This window comes from Rhizobium sp. P32RR-XVIII, from assembly GCF_012641395.1.
In the GTDB taxonomy this organism is placed as follows: domain Bacteria; phylum Pseudomonadota; class Alphaproteobacteria; order Rhizobiales; family Rhizobiaceae; genus Rhizobium.
The window spans coordinates 108,988-125,719 of the sequence record NZ_JABAIH010000002.1 but is presented as its reverse complement, the minus strand read 5'-3'; the positions used below and the strand labels follow the sequence as shown (position 1 = coordinate 125,719).

The 16,732-nt window shown below is 59.9% G+C and carries 19 protein-coding genes and 1 pseudogene; 9 read left to right on the top strand and 11 right to left on the bottom strand.

Annotated features, from left to right (window positions below):
• Window positions 1-88 precede the first annotated feature (88 nt).
• The 3 genes and pseudogenes from HGP14_RS05615 to HGP14_RS05605 all read right to left on the bottom strand — a co-directional run.
• Window positions 89-691, bottom strand: a complete 603-nt coding sequence (locus HGP14_RS05615) for a hypothetical protein (protein WP_168828882.1) — start codon at window positions 689-691, stop codon at window positions 89-91.
• Between the two features lie 135 nt (window positions 692-826).
• Window positions 827-1,126 carry a hypothetical protein gene (locus tag HGP14_RS05610; RefSeq protein WP_168828881.1) on the bottom strand — a complete coding sequence of 100 codons (300 nt, stop codon included), beginning with the start codon at window positions 1,124-1,126 and terminating at the stop codon, window positions 827-829.
• A gap of 253 nt (window positions 1,127-1,379) precedes the next feature.
• Window positions 1,380-1,613, bottom strand: a pseudogene (locus tag HGP14_RS05605) (transposase); the annotation flags it as partial.
• Between the two features lie 260 nt (window positions 1,614-1,873).
• On the opposite strand from HGP14_RS05605, the gene HGP14_RS05600 reads away from it, so the two are divergent.
• A complete protein-coding gene (locus HGP14_RS05600; RefSeq protein ID WP_168828880.1) occupies window positions 1,874-2,371 on the top strand; it encodes a c-type cytochrome in 498 nt (165 codons plus the stop codon).
• A gap of 130 nt (window positions 2,372-2,501) precedes the next feature.
• Here HGP14_RS05600 and HGP14_RS05595 read toward each other — a convergent pair whose 3' ends face one another.
• Window positions 2,502-3,416 (bottom strand): SDR family oxidoreductase, encoded by a 915-nt coding sequence (locus HGP14_RS05595; RefSeq protein ID WP_168828879.1) that lies wholly within the window; start codon window positions 3,414-3,416, stop codon window positions 2,502-2,504.
• A 103-nt stretch (window positions 3,417-3,519) separates the two neighbouring features.
• Between HGP14_RS05595 and HGP14_RS05590 the strand changes: the two genes are divergently transcribed.
• Window positions 3,520-4,101 (top strand): TetR/AcrR family transcriptional regulator, encoded by a 582-nt coding sequence (locus HGP14_RS05590; RefSeq protein WP_168828878.1) that lies wholly within the window; start codon window positions 3,520-3,522, stop codon window positions 4,099-4,101.
• Between the two features lie 72 nt (window positions 4,102-4,173).
• Window positions 4,174-5,682 (top strand): mechanosensitive ion channel family protein, encoded by a 1,509-nt coding sequence (locus HGP14_RS05585; RefSeq protein WP_168828877.1) that lies wholly within the window; start codon window positions 4,174-4,176, stop codon window positions 5,680-5,682.
• Between the two features lie 2 nt (window positions 5,683-5,684).
• Here HGP14_RS05585 and HGP14_RS05580 read toward each other — a convergent pair whose 3' ends face one another.
• On the bottom strand, window positions 5,685-6,161 hold the full coding sequence (locus HGP14_RS05580; RefSeq protein WP_168829595.1) for a YcgN family cysteine cluster protein: 477 nt from the start codon (window positions 6,159-6,161) through the stop codon (window positions 5,685-5,687).
• Between the two features lie 186 nt (window positions 6,162-6,347).
• Between HGP14_RS05580 and HGP14_RS05575 the strand changes: the two genes are divergently transcribed.
• Complete coding sequence (locus HGP14_RS05575) at window positions 6,348-8,486, top strand: transglycosylase domain-containing protein (protein ID WP_168828876.1); 2,139 nt, start codon at window positions 6,348-6,350, stop codon at window positions 8,484-8,486.
• Window positions 8,487-8,497: 11 nt separating this feature from the next.
• Here HGP14_RS05575 and HGP14_RS05570 read toward each other — a convergent pair whose 3' ends face one another.
• On the bottom strand, window positions 8,498-8,818 hold the full coding sequence (locus tag HGP14_RS05570; protein WP_168828875.1) for a HigA family addiction module antitoxin: 321 nt from the start codon (window positions 8,816-8,818) through the stop codon (window positions 8,498-8,500).
• Window positions 8,790-9,074 carry a type II toxin-antitoxin system RelE/ParE family toxin gene (locus HGP14_RS05565; protein WP_168828874.1) on the bottom strand — a complete coding sequence of 95 codons (285 nt, stop codon included), beginning with the start codon at window positions 9,072-9,074 and terminating at the stop codon, window positions 8,790-8,792. The genes HGP14_RS05570 and HGP14_RS05565 overlap by 29 nt, the downstream gene beginning before the upstream one ends.
• Before the next feature lie 136 nt (window positions 9,075-9,210).
• Here HGP14_RS05565 and HGP14_RS05560 point away from each other — a divergent pair, with 136 nt between their 5' ends.
• Complete coding sequence (locus HGP14_RS05560; protein WP_168828873.1) at window positions 9,211-9,798, top strand: DUF1214 domain-containing protein; 588 nt, start codon at window positions 9,211-9,213, stop codon at window positions 9,796-9,798.
• Complete coding sequence (locus HGP14_RS05555; protein ID WP_168828872.1) at window positions 9,791-10,342, top strand: DUF1254 domain-containing protein; 552 nt, start codon at window positions 9,791-9,793, stop codon at window positions 10,340-10,342. The genes HGP14_RS05560 and HGP14_RS05555 overlap by 8 nt, the downstream gene beginning before the upstream one ends.
• A 3-nt stretch (window positions 10,343-10,345) precedes the next feature.
• Here HGP14_RS05555 and HGP14_RS05550 read toward each other — a convergent pair whose 3' ends face one another.
• Complete coding sequence (locus HGP14_RS05550; RefSeq protein ID WP_168828871.1) at window positions 10,346-10,513, bottom strand: hypothetical protein; 168 nt, start codon at window positions 10,511-10,513, stop codon at window positions 10,346-10,348.
• A 522-nt stretch (window positions 10,514-11,035) separates the two neighbouring features.
• On the opposite strand from HGP14_RS05550, the gene HGP14_RS05545 reads away from it, so the two are divergent.
• Both HGP14_RS05545 and HGP14_RS05540 read left to right on the top strand, forming a co-directional pair.
• Complete coding sequence (locus tag HGP14_RS05545; RefSeq protein ID WP_168828870.1) at window positions 11,036-11,242, top strand: hypothetical protein; 207 nt, start codon at window positions 11,036-11,038, stop codon at window positions 11,240-11,242.
• 230 nt (window positions 11,243-11,472) lie between these two features.
• Window positions 11,473-12,498: a DUF2336 domain-containing protein gene (locus tag HGP14_RS05540; RefSeq protein ID WP_312862097.1), complete on the top strand. Its 1,026-nt coding sequence runs from the start codon at window positions 11,473-11,475 to the stop codon at window positions 12,496-12,498.
• On the opposite strand, the gene HGP14_RS05535 is transcribed toward HGP14_RS05540, so the two are convergent.
• Window positions 12,495-12,851, bottom strand: a complete 357-nt coding sequence (locus HGP14_RS05535; protein ID WP_168828868.1) for a DUF1491 family protein — start codon at window positions 12,849-12,851, stop codon at window positions 12,495-12,497. The two genes, HGP14_RS05540 and HGP14_RS05535, sit on opposite strands and share 4 nt — an antisense overlap.
• Window positions 12,852-13,266: 415 nt before the next feature.
• Here HGP14_RS05535 and HGP14_RS05530 point away from each other — a divergent pair, with 415 nt between their 5' ends.
• The gene (locus HGP14_RS05530) at window positions 13,267-13,896 is read left to right on the top strand and encodes a TetR/AcrR family transcriptional regulator (RefSeq protein WP_168828867.1); all 630 of its coding nucleotides are present in this window, start codon (window positions 13,267-13,269) and stop codon (window positions 13,894-13,896) included.
• 74 nt (window positions 13,897-13,970) lie between these two features.
• Here the strand turns inward: HGP14_RS05530 and HGP14_RS05525 are convergent, their stop codons facing one another.
• Both HGP14_RS05525 and HGP14_RS05520 read right to left on the bottom strand, forming a co-directional pair.
• A complete protein-coding gene (locus tag HGP14_RS05525) occupies window positions 13,971-15,086 on the bottom strand; it encodes a porin (RefSeq protein WP_168828866.1) in 1,116 nt (371 codons plus the stop codon).
• A 399-nt stretch (window positions 15,087-15,485) separates the two neighbouring features.
• Window positions 15,486-16,589 (bottom strand): porin, encoded by a 1,104-nt coding sequence (locus HGP14_RS05520; RefSeq protein WP_168828865.1) that lies wholly within the window; start codon window positions 16,587-16,589, stop codon window positions 15,486-15,488.
• Window positions 16,590-16,732 lie beyond the last annotated feature (143 nt).

Sequence of the window (16,732 nt, the reverse complement as noted above, 5' to 3'; positions counted from 1 at the left end):
GGCGATGCACATCGCCCTCCGCTCCTCGAAGCATTCAGTTGCCTTATTCTTGGGGTCGAGAGCTTGGGCGCTGGGTGTCCCCGGAGGACTACCCAGCGGATCCACGCGATTTAGTGAGTTGGGTGTATTCGGATATGGCGAAGTACGCCGACAACTGCGCGGACGCCATTGATTTACCCCAAAGGTAGTCCTCTTCCCCTTCTAGCCAGTCGTAGAACTGAATGATGGACCCAGCGTAATTTTCCAGCGCTCGTATTGCTCTGGAAAGGGCGTAAATCTCGTCGGAAGATATAGGGGCGTAGTCGCCAAGAAGGATCTCAAGTTTATTGAACGGCACCTTCTTGAAGCGAGTTTTGTATGTGTGTCGTTCGAATGATTCAGATCCATAGTAGTAGATCGGGTCATGCACATATCTGTTGCGGTTTACTCTGATGTCTCCGTCGATCATGTCCACGAGTACGGGGATATGATCGCAGTGATCGTGCCAGTGATTTGCGACAGCATGGCCTTTACAGACTTGAATTGCTCTCCTGAAATCCAGCTCGTTGCGAATAAGTTGATAGGCGGTGTCTTCGGTGCCCATGATAAAGAAGAGGATAGAGAAGCAGGCCTCCTCTAAATGCGCCCACGCGGTACACATATCCCCTAAGGCGTGCTTAATCCTGTCAATCTCGAACTCATCGTAGGCCATGTCAGAAACCGAAAAGAAAATTGACGAAAAGAAAGGCGACGACATTTTGAAGCGAATGCTCAAGTCGCCGCCCGATCACAAAACCCCTCCCAAGCCGAAGCCTGGGAAGGGTAAGCCTCACAAAGGCTCCGATGACTAAGCAGCCTTGGAGCGTTCGTTTGCTTCGAACGATGCCTTAAAGGCATTGCCGTCAACAAGGAGGCGTGTCCATGCCGCATCTGCCATCTCGGTCACAATCAGAAGATCATTCTGACTCAGGATACGCCGTATGTAGTCCCTCAGTTGCGGGGAGTTGGTCGGTCCCGCAAGAAACCATACGGTTTCCAGAATGCGGCCACGCAAGAACGCTGGCCCCAGCGCCAGCAAATGATCGTCCATTTGCTTGTGAGACGGAGCAGGTCCGTTCAGATCGTAGGTGATAAGAAAGTTTGCCAATACTGGCTCCTGTGATTTGCGCACACGGAGCACTTGACGGGCTCGCCTAGAAAAGTAGGTTGGCGATCGAGATACATGACTAAGTCGCTCCGTGACTTGGTTTCAATAGCGGTGACAGCTTTTTTGGGAGAATCAGGTGTCACCGCTATTCATGTAATCGCAACTTTGACGCGGAATCAAAGTTAGGGAGCGCGCTTTCCACAAGCGCTATTTGTTCTTTTTTCGTTTCCACAGGAATTTGCGCGCTTTTTGCTTAGGCGTGAGCGCTCTCGTCAATCCGCCGATACGTAAGACGCTTGTCGCGAGCCTGACGAAGCAAGTCTTCGGCGCGCTCTGCATCCGAGATTTTCAGAGCGGCGCGGCGGTTATACCTGAAATCAAACTCAGCAAGGTAACGGTGAAGATGGGCTTCGCCGCAATGCTGATAGACGCCAATCATGCCGCGCTTGAAGACAGAGAAGACGCCCTCAATGGTGTTTGAGTGGATCGCAAAGCCTTCGCGTCACGCGGCTGGAACCACGCCCTTTCGCCATTCCACCAGGATCCCCTACGCTACGGCTGTCACCGCTATTTTCTTCCCCATCAGTTGTCCGCCATGTAAATCCTGGTGCAAGCAAGAGGATGACTCGAAGCAGAAATACTCGCTTCGCTTTCGGAGTGGTCCGAATTGCTAACTCCTTTGCTGTAGTTGCCGCCCGCATTCCTCGCTGATACTTTCGCGCTTCTCAAAACGGGGAGATCATTTTCATGCATCCGATTTGGAAATACGCAATTCTTGTCAGCCTTCTCTGTCCCACCCTCCTTCCGGCGCCGGCTTCGGCCGCAGAGAGTCCCGTGGAGCGCGGCAAGTACCTCGCCACGATCGGCGGTTGCAATGATTGTCATACACCCGGCTATTTCTTCGGCAAGCCCGATACCGCGCGCACGCTCGGCGGCTCGGATGTCGGCTTCCAGACGCCAAGCGGCACCTTCGTCGGGCCGAACCTGACGCCGGACAAGGAGACCGGGCTCGGCAAGTGGACGAGCGAGGAAATCGTGACCGCGATCCGCACCGGCGTAAAGCCCGACGGGCGGATGCTCGCCGATGTCATGCCGTGGCGCGGCCTTTCTCATCTCACCGACAGCGATGCACAGGCGATCGCCGCCTATCTGAAGAGCCTGCCGCTGGTCAAGAACAAGGTGCCAGGCCCGCTCGGTCCTAACGAAAAGCCGCAATTCCCGGTCCTGACGATCGTCATGCCATAGTAACTGCTTTCCGCCGGGGCGGCCCACGACCGCCCCGCAGGCGTGCCGTGATCTAAGACGAGCCGGTCGCCTTCGCGCTCGGATTGCCGCACCATTGAAGCAAATGGACGCGTGAGCTCCTGAGACCGCCTCACCGATATCCTGCTACATCCGCCTCCTTACCGGCCTCCATCACCTCGTCCATATAGCGCCAGCAATCCGGCCGCGAACCGTCCACGTCGTCGAAGCCATAGATCTTCGCCAGCCCGCCGCTGGACAGCGACTGCCCGTTGAAGCGGGCGCGATCCGAATCGGCGGCAAGGGCTGCGACGGCGCGGCCGGTGAAGCGCGGGGTCTCGGAGATCACGAAATGCGGCTGCACCTTGGTCGCGTCGCGCCAGTTCTCCTCGCGCACCTGATAGGCATCCAGCATCATTTCCGAGCGCATCCAGCCCGGCGTCAGCGAAACCGCCGTTGCGCCATGCGGCGCGAGGTCCCTGGCATGCGCCCAGGCCGCGCGCGTCACACCGGTCTTCACCAGGTCGTAATAGGGGTTCAGCCGGTAATGCGTGGCGTTGTATTCGCTCGTCCCGTCGGTCAGCTCCACCAGCAGTCCGCCCGGCCTTTCGATCATCAGCGGCAGCGCGAAATGGGCGGTGATCAGATGCGTGTCGATCGCCAGCCGCAGCATGCGCAGCCCCTTTTCCAGCGAGTGCTCCCAGACCGGCTTGTTCCATTCCGTCAGGTGCTCGCCGCCCCAGATATCGTTGACGAGAATGTCGAGCCGTCCCTCCTCGTGGCGGATCTTAGCCACCAGTGCCTCGACCTCGGCCGCCTTAAGGTGATCAACGCGCACCGCGATGCCCCTGCCGCCGGCGGCCGTGACCATTTCGGCGGTTTCCTCGATGGTCTCGGGTCTCGCATATTCCGATTGCCGGTCTTTCGTCGTGCGCCCGGTCACGTAGACGACAGCACCTGCTGCGCCGAGTTCCACCGCGATCCCGCGTCCGGCGCCGCGGGTGCCGCCCGCAACCAGTGCCACCTTTCCTCTCAGGTCTGCTGTCACTTTCCCGTCCTCCACGCTAGAAAAAATCGGCCTGCCTCACCGGCTTGCTTGAATATAAACGAACGTTCGTTCATAAATGTCACGAACGCAAGAGGAAAATTTCATGCCGCGTCCGCGCACGCTTTCCGACGAGCAGTTGTTTGCCATGGTTCTCGCGCTTGTCCGGGTCGAAGGGCCGGATGCCGCGACCTTCGCGGCCGTTTCGAAGACAAGCGGGCTTTCCGGCTCCACGCTGGTGCAGCGCTTCGCCACCAAGGCCGGCATGCTGCGCGCCGCCCTGCTCTACGCCTGGGACCGGCTGGATGCCGAGACGGCGCGGCTTGCCGAGAGCGTGCCGAAGACCCCGGAGGGCGCGATCGCGCTTCTCACCCGCCTGTCCCGGGACTACGGCGACAACCCCTCAGCCTATGCCGAAGGGCTGCTTCTGCTGCGCGAGGATTTTCGCGATCCCATACTGCGCGGCCGGGGTGCTGCCTGGGGTGCCGCGCTGACGGCAGCGCTGGCCGAACGCCTTGCCGGACAGAAAGAACCGCAGACGGTCGCCCGACTGATGCTTTCGCAATGGCAGGGTTGCCTGCTCTGGTGGGGCTTCTCCTCCGAGGGCGCGGTGGCCGGTTATGTGGAAGCGGAACTGCGGCTGATGCTGAAGGCGGTCGGCATCCCCGCCAAATTTGCACCAACCTGACCCCTGTGCCAACGACATCGTTTATTCATCCGTGATATAGGGGCGGAGCACCCCTTACTCAGGATGAAATGCATGTCACCGCTTATGCTGGCAGATCCGCTGGTCCAGTTCATCGCTCTCGTTCTGCTCAGCGCCATAGCGCGGTTGATCTTCGGGCGAAATCCGACTTTCCGGCTGATTGCCAGCGTGATCTTCTTCGCGCTGCTGACGATCCTGCTCGTTTCGCACGGCATCGCGCCCTATACGGCCGACACGGGCAATGCCGACGATCTCTTCCGGCGGATTTTCGTCGGGATTGCCAAGGCCGTCTGGTGGATCGGCGGGGCGATGGTGCTGACGAGTTCTGTGCGGCTCTTCCTCATTTTCGAGCGCAAGCCGCATGAGGGGCGGCTGCTTCAGGATCTCGTCGTCGGCATCATCTATCTCGGCGCCGGCCTTTCGATAATCGCCTATGTGTTCAGAGTGCCGATCGGCACGCTCATCGCCACATCGGGCGTCTTCGCCATCGTGCTCGGTCTTGCGCTGCAGAGCACGCTGAACGACGTTTTTTCCGGCATCGCCCTCAATCTCGGGCGGCACTACAGCGTGGGGGACTGGATCGTTCTCGATGATGGTGTGCAGGGCCGCGTGGTCGAGACGAACTGGCGCTCCACCCATCTGCTGAACGGCACGAACGACCTCGTCATCGTTCCCAACAGCGCGCTCGCCAAGGCCCGGCTCACGAACCTCACCAGCCCGGAGGAGGCGCACGGCGTATCCCTGAAGATCCGGGTTCTCCCGTCGAGCCCGCCGGCGGCGATCGAGGAGACGATGCGCACGGTGCTGCTGAGCAGCAATGCCATCCTGAAAACCCCTGCCCCGACCGTCAGTGTCGTGGGGCTGGACAGCAATGCGATCGAATTCGAATTGTCCTTCCGCGTCAGCGGTCTCGGCGAGGCAAATGCGGCCAGGAACGAAGTCTATGATCTCGTCTATCGCCACGCCAAGGCGGCCGGCCTGCAGCTTGCGCCGTCTGCCGGGTCGCCGGTTTCCCCAGGCCCCGATTCGCCGGAGGCGGCCGGAAAGCATCCGGACTCGGCCCGGCGGCTGCTCAACGCCATACTGCTCTTTGCCTCGCTGACGGAAGACGAGAAGGAGACGCTCGCCGCAGACATGAAGCGCCTGACCTTCCGGAAGGACACGCTCATCGCCACGCAGGACACCTCGCTGACCTCGCTGATGATCGTCAGGCGCGGCGTTGCCGTGGTGGAGCGGAAGGATGCCGGCGATACCGTCGAGCTGACGCGGCTTGCGCCGGGCGACCTGTTCGGCGAACGCGGCGTGCTGATGGGAGCGCTGGAGCCCGGCAATATCCGCGCGCTGACAGCCGTTGTGGTCTACGAGATTTCCAAGGAGCATCTCGCCTGCATCATGCAGGCACGGCCGGCGCTTGCCGAAGAGCTGGGCCTGCTGCTTTCGCGTCGCATGGAATCCGAAAAGCATCTTTTCAGCGCCGGCATGCCGGGGGAAGGCAGCCATCCGACCACGCTGGCAACGCGCATCAAGCATCTGTTCCAGATCCCTTACGGCACCTGGCCTTGATATCAGCCGGCCCTTTCCTCCGCATCGTCGCCCACCGTCAGCGGCCAGTCGACGACGTAATCCTCCAGATCGTCCGGATCGACCTCCGTCTCGCTGATCGTCCGCCCGCGGGCTGAAATGCCGGCCTGGTGCACAGTCTCCGGATCGCCGGAGACGAGCGGATGCCACCAGTAGAGGTCCCGCCCCTCGTTCACCAGCCGATAGGCACAGGTCGGCGGCAGCCATGCGATCTCCGGCACGTTCTCCCTCGTCAGCTGCACGCAGTCCGGCACGAAATCCCAGCGCTTCTCGTAGTTCGAACAGCGGCAGCTCTCGCCATCGAGAAGCTTGCACGCGACGGAGGTGAAATAAACATCTCCGGTCTCCCACTCCTCGAGCTTGTTCAGGCAACAGAGCCCGCAGCCGTCGCACAGGCTCTCCCATTCCTCGCGGCTCATTTCGTCCAGCGTCTTGCGCCTCCAGAAGGGTACTTCGTCCATCATCTGTTTTTCTGCAACAGCGCTCCGCAAATCAGCGTGAGACGCCTTCAACTCTCTTGTTATCGACCGCCAGATCAACCAATTATTCAGCATGCTCCTTTAGTGAAGAGCGCAGTGCTGAAGATTGGCTGTGCTCTGACGCCTGGCTCGCCAGCCGTCAAGGGCGATCAGGCGGGAATCTAGAACGTGCAGGATCCGGACAATCCAGAAAAACGCCCGCGCAAGAGCCGGCACATCCTGCTGAAGATCGACTCGTGGATCGATTCCACGCTTTGGAATGCCGGCTTCCGCTCCGCCGAAATCTGGGAAGACATCACCATCTTCTTCCGCCGTTTCCGCGTCCGCGGGTGGAAGCGCATCGTCTTCGAACTCGGCGGTGAAGCTTTGACGCTCGGCACGGCCGGTTTCGTGCTTATGCTTGCTCTTGCTCAACCCGCATTCGAAGCTACCAAGGAAGATTGGCGCAATCGCGGCGATTTCGCCGTCACCTTCACTGACCGCTACGGCAACGTCATCGGCCATCGCGGGGTCATCCATCAGAACTCGGTGCCGATCGACGAGGTGCCGGATTCGCTCATCAAGGCCGTGCTTGCCACCGAGGACCGGCGCTTCTTCGACCATTTCGGCATCGACGTCATCGGCCTCTTCCGCGCGTTCGTCACCAATGCGCAGGCGGGCGAAGTCGTGCAGGGCGGCTCGACGCTGACGCAACAGCTTGCCAAGAATCTGTTCCTGTCCAACGAACGCTCGATCGACCGCAAGATTACCGAAGCCTTCCTGGCGCTCTGGCTCGAGGCCAATCTCTCGAAGAAGGAAATCCTCTCTACCTATCTCGACCGCGCCTATATGGGTGGCGGCACCTTCGGTGCGGCTGCGGCGGCCCAGTTCTATTTCGGCAAGAACATCACAGACGTCAATCTCGCCGAATCGGCCATGCTCGCCGGCCTCTTCAAGGCGCCGGCGAAATATGCGCCGCACGTCAACCTGCCGGCGGCCCGCGCCCGCGCCAACGAGGTGCTGACCAATCTCGTCCAGAGCGGAATGATGACCGAGGGCCAGGTGATTGCCGCCCGCCGCACCCCGGCGACCGTCGTCGATCGCAACGAGCAGGAAGCGCCCGACTTCTTCCTCGACTGGGCCTTTGACGAGGTCCAGCGGCTCGCCTCGCGCTTCCATCAGCATTCGCTGATCGTGCGGACCACGATCGACATGGGCATCCAGAAGGCGGCGGAAGATTCCATCGAAACCTCGCTGCGTGAGTACGGCGAGTCCTACCATGCCAAGCAGGGTGCGATGGTGATGCTTGAAAACGGCGGCGCGGTGCGCGCCATGGTCGGCGGCCGGGATTATGGCGAAAGCCAGTTCAACCGCGCCACCAAGGCGCTGCGCCAGCCGGGCTCTTCCTTCAAGGTCTACACTTATTCGGTGGCCATGGAGAGCGGCATGACCCCGAAGACGACGATCATCGACGCGCCGATCTACTGGGGCAACTGGAGCCCGCACAATTATGAAAACCGCTATGCGGGCCGCGTGACGCTGGAAACGGCGATCGCCCAGTCGATCAACACGGTCCCGGTGCGTCTCGCCAAGGAAAAACTCGGCATCCAGCCGATCCGCGCCATGGCCAAGGCGATGGGGGTGGAGTCGCCGGTGCGCGACGACGTGACGATCCCGATCGGCACGTCCGAAGTCACCGTGCTCGACCAGGCGACCGCCTATGCCGTCTTCCCGGCGGGCGGCTACCAGTCGCGCCGCCACGGCATTACGCAGGTTCTCGATTACGACGGCGACGTGCTCTACGATTTCGATCGCGACGAGCCTCCGGCGAAACGCGTGCTGTCGGAACAGGCCGACACCTACATGAACCAGATGCTGACCCGCATCCCTTATGTCGGCACCGCGCGCAAGGCGGCGCTCGACAACGGCATTCTCACCGGCGGCAAGACCGGCACCACGCAGGCCTATCGCGACGCCTGGTTCATCGGCTTCACCGGCAACTACACCTGTGCCGTCTGGTTCGGTAACGACGACTACACGTCGACGAACAACATGACCGGCGGCTCGCTTCCCGCCATGACCTTCAAGCGCGCCATGGACTACGCCCATCAGGGCATCGTGCTGCGCTCCATCCCCGGCGTTCAAAATCCCGCGCCCTCGGCCAAGGACGCCGCCAAGACCGTCGCCGCCAAGCCGGAAGACGGCATCCCCCAACTCATCCGCCCCCGCATGCTCTCGGTGGAATCGACAAGGATCCTCAAGGACCTCGGCGAAAAGCTCAAGGACGCCCTGCCGCTCGATGCGCAGAAGGTGGCGAGCGCGAGGTAGGTTTCGCAGGTTCAGGCGGCGTGCGGCATGATCGAGGATAGATCGGCCCCGATTTCCCTTCGGCGTTCCATCAAATCGTAGTCAGCCTGAAGCCCCAAAAAGAACCCTTCCGATAGTCCAAAATAACGAGCCAGCCGAAGGTCCGTGTCGGCCGTGACATTACGCTTGCCGAGTACAATCTCGTTGATCCGCCGCGGCGGAACATGGATCGCACGTGCCAAAGCATTCTGGCTAAGTTCCATCGGCTTCAGGAACTCTTCCAGCAAGATTTCGCCCGGATGCGGATTGGCCAGCAGATCGCCTTCATCCGTGATAATCGACGATTTCGACATTGTGGGCTGCTCCTTCCTGCCAGCTAAAACAAATCCGCCATTGATCGTTGACCCGAATGGAATGTTGACCGCGGCGATCGCCTTTCAAAGCTTCGAGCCTGTTTCCCGGTGGCACGCGCAGATCGTCTATCGTCCTCGCCTGATGGATCAGGCGCAGCTTCCGTAAGGCGACCGGCTGAATATCGGACGGCAGTTTCCGACTTCGCAGGCCGCTCCAAACTCTCTCGGTTTCGGCATCCGCGAAGCTCTGGATCATTCAGATAGCATAACGCCATGCGTTATAGAACGCAACGCGTTATGCGCCCCTTTGCCTGCGCATTAGCCACTCGACCATTCCACCCTGCCGGAATCAATGCTAACCCTTTCGCCTGATTTGTTTTCAAGGGCCTGCAGTGTTTCGATTCCCGCTCTTCATCGCGATCACGCTGGTTGTCGCTTTCGGCGGCGGGATCATGGTTTCGCTTTATGCGCTGGATGCCACGCAGGGCTTCGGCGCGATCAAACTCGGCGCCTGGGAGGCTTTTCCCGAGCTGCAGACCGCCGATGCCGATCCTTATGCGAAGTCCCACCGCGCGCGCGCCGGCAAACTGCTTTACGGCACAGCCGAAGGGCTGGCTTTCACGGCGAGCGTGGACGACAACGGTGACCGGCTGAATGCGGCGTGCACTTATCGCATGAGCGGGCAGACGCCGCCTGCGCGGCTTTGGACGTTGTTCACCTCCGATAATAGCGGCAATCCCGCAGCGGTGCGGGCCGGCCTGCCGGCTGCGTTGAATTCCTGGACGGTCCTGCGCAACGCCGACAGCAGTTTCACGATCGAGATCTCGTCACATGCCAAACCGGGAAACTGGCTGGCGCTGCCTGCGGCCGGCACCTTCCGTCTCGTCCTGACACTCTTCGACACCCCGACCGCCGGCAGCTCCGGCGTTATCGATCTCGCCATGCCGAAGCTTGAGAAGATCGGGTGCGGCAATGCTTAGGATGATCTTCGCGGTCCTGACCGGCCTCTTCGGCGCTGCGCTGCTGCATCTCGTCATCATCCTCGCCCTGCCGCACTATACCGGCAGGGATGCCGCGACGCGGGTACTTGCCGAGGGCGATTCGAACACGTTCTATCTCCTCTCGGCACTGGGCGATGAAACGGGGCTTGCAAACAATGATCCGTTCGTGCGCACCGCCGTCTGTTCCTTCGATCTCGAGGACGGTCCTGTTCGCTTCACCGGTCAAGGGAATGTGCCGTTCTGGTCGGTCGCCGTCTATGACAGCGCCTCGAACGAGGTCTTCAGCATGAACGACCGGACGTCGGTTGGGGGAATGCTGGATGTTCTCGTCGCAACCCCGATCCAGCTGACGGGGCTTCGGAAATCGCTTCCGGCAGAACTGCAGCCAACCATCCTTGTCGAGATGACGCAGCCGCGGGGCTACGCAGTGCTGCGAACCCTTGCACCGCAGGCAAGTTTCGATGAGGCAGCCAGGAGCTTCCTACAGGACGCCGGCTGCAGTCTCTACGCACCTGCCAACTAGACTCTACTCGTTTTCCACAACCGGTGCGCGCTGCGGTTTACGCTTCGGCATCTCTACGAGCCGCTCATACCGCACGCCGGTGAAGAGCAGAATCTGAGCCTTGACGGGCTCTCTGTCTTTCGGGCGGGGTGCTTGCGGCCGCCGGTCCGCCAATGCGACTACTATGGCCATTCTCGTCTCCATGTATTGCCCGAGACGGATGAATGTGAGCGGATTTCACCCTGCCCGCCTGCGCGAGCCAGCGCGTCCTGAGGTCCCGAACTTTTCGGGCCCAGGGCATTCGCGCCTTTCTCACGGCTCCTGTTCGAAATACCGTGAAGCGGAATCTTGACGACCGAAGCACTCAATCGCGCCATTCCCATCCGAATTGAGACACATGATAGTTAACAGTTTACTAATATGCGACTTCATGGCGTCTGGGCGACAGACCGATAACTAAACGTCGCTGCCGGCCGATTGGTTTCAAACCGTACCAACAAAAAAGCAGATTATGTTTCCACATAGGTTTCAGGGAGTTAGAAATTCGAGGCGGCCCAATGACATGAAAGTGTCCTTGCAGCCTGTTCGCGTCACGAAAATATCGATTGCGGTGCCTCGATATGGGCGTATGGTCGTCTCATCGGTCGTACATATGAAGGCAACGACCGCTTGGGAGACCATATATGCTCTTGCCGTAATAACGGAGGGCAGGAAATGTCTTTACTGGTGAATTCATCATTCTCATCAGAAGACCTCGATGTTCTGAGAAGCGCATTGGATGCATGGTGCACGGAACGACGCGTGGACATTAAAAGCACCGAGGCGCAGTCTGCCGCCTCTGCCGCGCTCGATCTCTACCAGGCCGGCTATACCGATAACGAGAAGCTGCTGACGGCCCTGCGGGCCCACAAGGCTCTTTGAGACTTCATCTTCAGTCATGTCCGGACGCGCCTTGCGGCTGCAGGGTGCGTTTTTTATGGCTCTGCGGGCCGGCCAACGCGCACGCTTAACGTGCGTCATTCCTGGGCATTTGATTAAAATCTTAAGCGAGCATTAACCCTGCCGGTGTAGACTTTGTTCATCTTCGCGTGGGCTGATTGTGCGTGCCGCCAGCGCATGTGGTCCGAGTTCGGCGTTTCCAGGGTGTTCGTGTGCGTGACCGGTTTCGAGACCTAGAGGGCCCCTTGGGCATCCGGAAAAAGGATGTGGTATTGATGGCGACCATCAGCAGCTTCGAGGGGTTGGTGCATCCCACGCGATCCGAGCTGCGCCAGTTCGCCGAACTGTTCGTGCCGCTCTTCCAGGCTTCTTCCGACGAAGCACGCCGCCAGGCGGTTGCCGCGCTTTCCCAGTGCAAGACCATACCTCCGGCCGTCGCCCTCTTCATCGGAAGTCAACCGATCGCAATCGCCGCGCCGTTTTTGACGGCGTCGCAGGCGATCGACGACGATACGCTGATCATCATTGCGCGGTCGCAGGGTGTGGCGCACGCCAGAGCGATCGTCAGCCGCGAGAGCCTGTCGCCGAAGGTCATCGATGCGCTCGTGGCGCTGCGCCAGGCAGAGCCGCGGGCCCGTCCGGGCGCGATTGTCGAAGAGCCGGCAGAGGTGCTCTCACCACCGCCGGTCACTGCCTCCATAGAAGACGCGGAATTCGCCGAGCGCCTTGCCAGCGAAGAGGCAATGCGGAGGCGGATCAAGGGGCTGGCGAGACATCTCGGACACAGAGACGGCGACCGTCTCGGACTGCGCACGCTCACCGATGTTCAGCAAGCTCTGCTTGTCCGCTTTGCCCGGGCGCGCGACGCCAGCCATTTCGCAACGGCGCTTGCCGATGCGCTTTCGGCCAGCCGCTGGCTTGCCGAACGCATCATGCTCGACATTTCCGGCCATCAGCTCGCAATGACGCTGACCAGCCTTGGAATGGGTTTTCTCGACGCGGTGTTCGTGCTGGAGAGACTATACCCCCAGCTTGCCGACCGGCAGCACAATGTCACCCGTGCCTGGGCGGTTCTTGATGCGCTCGATCCCGAGGAATGCCATCAGCGGGTCGAAGCCTGGCGCCGCGCCGACAGCTATACGTACAAACCCGAAGACGAGGTTCCCGCAGCGCCGCGCCTGGCGCGCCGGGTGCCGGCCGGAGACGACATCCGCATCGTCAGCCGCCGTAGGATCTAAAGAGGGTTTTTCCGCTCCTCGGCAAGCGGAAGGAGTTCCGCAACCTCGTCGGCTTCGAGTTCGACGATCCAGAGGTCCGGGTCGAACCTGCGTTCACGCTGGAGCAGTTCCCACACGTTTTCGGCCTCAGCCTTCTCAAGCCTGATCTCGAAAAGACGGGTGCCGCTGTCCTCCTCGTCGAAGAAGCTTTGCGGCGCCGGGCCGTATAGCGTCTCCAACCCGTCGCGGAAGCGCTGGCGAATGAAGATCGCGCCCGCCTCCTCCGCGCCCTTCTTCTCGACGGCTGCGAAATCCCCCTTGGCGAAGACCCGGCGCAGCAGGGCCGAAACGAAAATGTCGGTGCGCAATCTCATGGCCGCGGTATAGACCGGGCGGGAGCAAGCGGCAACGCAATACCTCTGCCGCCAGCCGCAGCCCGCTCCGCTACCGTCCCTGGACGGAAATCGCGCGGACAATCTTTGATCACCGGAATGCTGCCTATGTCGCCACTCCCCGCGTACATTAGGGAAGCTTCACGTAATATGGTTAATAAGTTGCAAACAGCGTCAGATTTTGTTGGCCGGCGGCAGACAATTAGAACGTGCCTGCAAGGAACTTCATATTCTCTTCAAAGTTTGCAACAATGAGTGACCGATCAGGCGGGCAATTGGGGGTCCCCTGAGCAGAACGGAGGCTGTCTGAAACGATTTAGTTGATGGTGCTGTACCAGCTGCGCGCGTTCATGTATCGGTGAACGCAAGGGGAATGAATTATAAGCGGGGAGAAATCGTGAACTCTAACGCAGAATTGAAGAGGCCGCGCGGACGTCCCAAGTGCGTGGACTCCGATCAGCGGAGAAATGACATCATCAGCGGGGGCCGTGATGTCTTCATTGAAGCGGGATACGTCAACACGACGGTTGACGTGATCGCCGCCAGATGCGGCATTTCGAAAAGGACTTTCTACGAGTTCTTCGACGGAAAGGCCGACCTGCTGCGCGAAATACTGAAGTCTCGAAGCGAGTTCATTTTCTTCATCCCTGCGATGGATGAACGGTCGCCGATCGAGGAGATGCTCGAGCGAACTTTTTTCCTCGATAATGGTAGCAGCACCCAGGCCGCTGATATGAGCGACTACTTTTTGGTTGAGGTCGGCTGGGAGGCAGCCGACTATGTTCCGGAATTGAGAGAGGATTTCACGGTTGCCCGTGAAAAGCTATCCGACTGGTTCAGGCGGCTCAGGCAGGAAGGCCGCATTACCGTGATCGACGCCGACGCCGCGGCAACGATGCTGATCGGCATCGTCTTCGGAAGCCTGAGCATCGACCGTGCGGGGGTCGAGCTGGAGGCACGCGCAAGAAAGACGAAAAGCTATCTGCGATCCAGCCTGCGAATCTTCGCGCAGGGATTGCAGGTCTGAACGACAAAGAAGAGCCCGGGAGCCGGGCTCTTCTTTTCGAAACCGGTCGGAAATCAATCCAATCAGTTGTATTTCTAGAAGTCGCGCTCTAGGCGAAAGAAGCCTTCAACCCAGTCCTGATCCGGCGCAGCGTCGTGCTTGTCGGAGACGTAGGTTGCTGTGAGCCTCGTGGAGAGGTTCTCTACGATCTTGTAATCGAGGGTCACGCCAGCGCGCCACTCGCTACCGCCGTCCCAGTTGCCGTTGGCGTCGGCATCGATGTTGTCGATGTACTGAACCGCCGGGGCGACCGAGAACTTGTCGGTTGCCTTGAGCTCATACTGGCCGACAACCGACCATTCGCCGGCATCGTAGTAGCCGTTGAACTGGTTGCCATCAGCATCTACAGCATCAGACAAACCGCTGGAGTAGATGCCGGCGACCGAGAGGGTGCCCGGGCCAATGTCAGCACCCATCTTTGCAAGGACTGCGCCTTCCTGGGCGTCAGAGTCGTAACCGGCCATCACCGCGTAGGTGAAACCACCGACCTTACCGCCGATCGAACCGTCGATACCGAGGTTGTTGGCGCCGCCGTTGGTTTGAACAAGTTCTTCGAGAGCGATACCGGCGTAGAAGTTGTCATCGCCGTACTGATAACGAATGGAGTTCTGCTTCGTCGAACCGTTGATGGTCGTCATCAGGTCGGTTTCGCCCGAGAAGTCGTCATCCCACCAATTGGCGAACTTACCAACACGGAAGCCGGCGATGTCGAGGTAGGCTTCGTCGATGACAGTGCTGCCGTCCTGGTCACCGCCGACCGAGGACGACCATGTCGCCGTCTTAGCGGAGGTAGGAACGCCGTTCGGCCGGAAGTTGGATTCAAAAATGATCGCACTCGTCAGCGTGCCGTATTCCGTATCACTCTTGGCGATGACATTGAGATGCGCACGCGTGTGAGCATCCCAGTCGTCCGAACCGTTGTTGTCGTAGGCATCGCCCGCGCCAAAGCCTACTTCAAAACGGAGGTAGCCGCCGATGTTGAGGCAGGTTTCGGTGCCGGGGATGTAGAAGTAGCCAGCGCCGTAGGCGTCGCAAACGCGAACATACTCAACCGGTTCCGGCTCAGCAGCGACGATAGCGTCGGCAGCATGGGCGCCGGATCCTGCTGCCAGAGCAGCAGCGGAGCCGAGAAGGAGGCTCTTGATGGTCATCTGTGTCTCCGTTCCAGAGGCTAACCTGACGGTTTGGCTCTTTACTTGCGCGATGGATGCGGTCCCCTGAAAGTTCAGTCCGCCAGGAGTTCCCGAACACAACGCCCTTAAAAGACAGGAGACCTCGCGGCCCGTCAATTGTTTAGTAAACGTGCCGGTATTGACGAGCAATTTTCCATTATGGACGACATCGGCAGGTTAGTCCGCAAAGCCGCAGACATAGCCCTCATGAGAGATTGGAATGGAGGATTCGATAGGGCGGCTAACGTAACCGTTCCGGGGCGGACTTAGCGCACAGGGATTACAAGTCTGAACGACAAAAAGAAGAGCCCGGCTGGGATACCGGGCTCTCCTCTCGAAACTGATCGGAGGTCAATCTGATCAGTAGTATTTCTTCGATTAGAAGTCGCGCTGCAGGCGGAAGAAGCCTTCAACCCAGTCCTGATCCGGCGCACCGTCGTGGTTGTCGGAGACGTAGGTAGCAGTGAGCTTCGACGATAGGTTCTCGACGATCTTGTAATCGAGGGTCACGCCAGCGCGCCACTCGTTGCCGTTGTCCCAGTTGCCGTCAGCGTCGGCATCGATGTTGTCGATGTACTGAGCAGCCGGGGTGACCGTGAACTTGTCGGTTGCCTTGAGCGCATACTGAGCGAGAATCGACCATTCGCCGGCGTCGTAATAGCCGTTAAAGTGGTCGGCATCATCAGACAAACCACTGGAGTAGATGCCAGCGACCGAGAGCGTGCCCGGGCCAATGTCAGCACCGATCTTTGCGAGTACTGCGCCTTCCTCGGCGTCCGTGTCGTAACCGGCCATCACCGCGTAGGTGAAGCCACCAACCTTACCGCCGATCGAACCGTCGACGCCGAGGTTGTTGGCGTTGCCGCTGTCGGTCTGCACCAGCTCTTCGAGAGCGATACCGGCGTAGAAGTCGCCGCTGTCGTACTGATAACGGATGGAGTTCTGCTTCGTCGAACCGTTGATGGTTGTCATCACGTCGGTTTCGCCGGAGAAGTCGTCATCCCACCAGTTGGCGAACTTACCAACGCGGAAACCGGCGAGGTCGATGTAGGCTTCATCGATGCCCGTGGTGTTCTGAGAGCCGCCGAACGTGGAAGATGCACCAGCCGTAAATGCATCGCTACTGAAACCGTTCGGACGGTAGTTGGATTCAAGAATGATCGCGCTCGTCAGAGTGCCGTATTCCGTATCGCTCTTTGCAATAACGTTGATGTGTGCACGCGTACGAGCATCCCAGTCGTCCGCACTGTTGTTCTTGAATGCATCGCCGGCGCCGAAGCCAACGTCGAAGCGGAGGTAGCCGCCGATGTTAAGGCAGGTTTCGGTGCCGGGGATGTAAAAGTAGCCGGTGCCATAGGCGTCGCAAACGCGAACATACTCAACCGGTTCCGGCTCAGCAGCGACGATAGCGTCGGCCGCATGAGCGCCCGATACTGCTGCCAGGGCAGCAGCGGAGCCGAGAAGAAGGCTCTTGATGGTCATTTGTGTCTCCGTTTCAGCGGCCAACCTGACGGTTTGGCTCTTCACTTGCGCGATGGGTGCGGCCCCCGGTCCGCGAAGCGTTGCCGAGCAGGCGCTTCGGCAACGAGGCCCATGAAACAGCGCCCCCCCAACTCGTCAATTAT

Excerpts from the sequence above, each read along its gene's own strand:
- HGP14_RS05615 (WP_168828882.1), bottom strand. The coding sequence starts at position 691 with ATGGCCTACGATGAGTTCGAGATTGACAGGATTAAGCACGCCTTAGGG.
- HGP14_RS05600 (WP_168828880.1), top strand. The coding sequence starts at position 1,874 with ATGCATCCGATTTGGAAATACGCAATTCTTGTCAGCCTTCTCTGTCCC.
- HGP14_RS05525 (WP_168828866.1), bottom strand. The coding sequence starts at position 15,086 with ATGACCATCAAGAGCCTCCTTCTCGGCTCCGCTGCTGCTCTGGCAGCA.
- HGP14_RS05535 (WP_168828868.1), bottom strand. The coding sequence starts at position 12,851 with ATGAGATTGCGCACCGACATTTTCGTTTCGGCCCTGCTGCGCCGGGTC.
- HGP14_RS05520 (WP_168828865.1), bottom strand. The coding sequence starts at position 16,589 with ATGACCATCAAGAGCCTTCTTCTCGGCTCCGCTGCTGCCCTGGCAGCA.
- HGP14_RS05570 (WP_168828875.1), bottom strand. The coding sequence starts at position 8,818 with ATGTCGAAATCGTCGATTATCACGGATGAAGGCGATCTGCTGGCCAAT.
- HGP14_RS05585 (WP_168828877.1), top strand. The coding sequence starts at position 4,174 with ATGTCACCGCTTATGCTGGCAGATCCGCTGGTCCAGTTCATCGCTCTC.
- HGP14_RS05565 (WP_168828874.1), bottom strand. The coding sequence starts at position 9,074 with ATGATCCAGAGCTTCGCGGATGCCGAAACCGAGAGAGTTTGGAGCGGC.
- HGP14_RS05545 (WP_168828870.1), top strand. The coding sequence starts at position 11,036 with ATGTCTTTACTGGTGAATTCATCATTCTCATCAGAAGACCTCGATGTT.
- HGP14_RS05590 (WP_168828878.1), top strand. The coding sequence starts at position 3,520 with ATGCCGCGTCCGCGCACGCTTTCCGACGAGCAGTTGTTTGCCATGGTT.
- HGP14_RS05555 (WP_168828872.1), top strand. The coding sequence starts at position 9,791 with ATGCTTAGGATGATCTTCGCGGTCCTGACCGGCCTCTTCGGCGCTGCG.
- HGP14_RS05580 (WP_168829595.1), bottom strand. The coding sequence starts at position 6,161 with ATGGACGAAGTACCCTTCTGGAGGCGCAAGACGCTGGACGAAATGAGC.
- HGP14_RS05550 (WP_168828871.1), bottom strand. The coding sequence starts at position 10,513 with ATGGCCATAGTAGTCGCATTGGCGGACCGGCGGCCGCAAGCACCCCGC.